Raw genomic sequence first — 859 nt, 5'->3', positions numbered from 1 at the left:
CATCATGGGCTCGCGCGAGCACCCGGCCGACCACGACCGCATCGAGGGCCTCGAATTCCTCGACAAGGTCATCGACATCGACCAGTCGCCCATTGGCAGGACTCCGCGTTCGAACCCCGCCACCTATACCGGCGCCTTCACGCCAATCCGCGTCTGGTTCGCCGGCCTGCCGGAGGCCAAAGCGCGCGGCTACCAGCCCGGCCGCTTCTCCTTCAACGTTAAGGGCGGCCGCTGCGAAGCCTGCCAGGGCGACGGCGTCATCAAGATCGAGATGCACTTTTTGCCCGACGTCTACGTCACCTGCGACGTCTGCCACGGCAAGCGCTACAACAGAGAGACGCTCGACGTCGTGTTCAAGGGCAAGTCGATCGCCGATGTGCTCGACATGACGGTCGAGGAAGGCGTCGACTTCTTCGCCGCCGTGCCCGGCGTGCGCGACAAGCTCGACACGCTGAAGCAGGTCGGCCTCGGCTACATCCATATCGGCCAGCAGGCGACGACACTGTCCGGCGGCGAGGCGCAGCGCATCAAGCTCGCCAAGGAACTGTCGCGCAAGGCGACCGGCAAGACGCTCTATATCCTCGACGAGCCGACCACCGGCCTGCATTTCCACGACGTCGCCAAGCTGTTGGAAGTGCTGCATGAACTGGTCGACCAGGGCAACACGGTGGTGGTCATCGAGCACAATCTCGAAGTGATCAAAACCGCCGACTGGGTGCTCGACCTCGGCCCCGAAGGCGGCGACGGCGGCGGCGAACTGGTTGCCTCCGGCACGCCGGAAGCGATCGTGCGCGAGAAGCGCAGCTACACCGGCCAGTTCCTCAAGGAGCTTCTGGAGCGGCGCCCCGGAGGCAAGCGC

General features: G+C 65.3%; 1 protein-coding gene (cut by a window edge). It reads left to right on the top strand.

Translation table 11 applies throughout. The features are described 5' to 3' along the window. On the top strand, nucleotides 1-859 hold part of the coding region annotated (gene uvrA / locus EOC06_RS20790; protein WP_128308673.1) for an excinuclease ABC subunit UvrA (this coding region is incomplete at its 3' end). Its footprint begins 2057 nt before the window's first position; 859 of 2916 annotated nt are visible.

It is taken from the genome of Mesorhizobium sp. M7A.F.Ca.MR.362.00.0.0, assembly GCF_004023175.1.
GTDB lineage: Bacteria > Pseudomonadota > Alphaproteobacteria > Rhizobiales > Rhizobiaceae > Mesorhizobium.
This window is presented reverse-complemented; position numbering and strand designations above follow the sequence as displayed.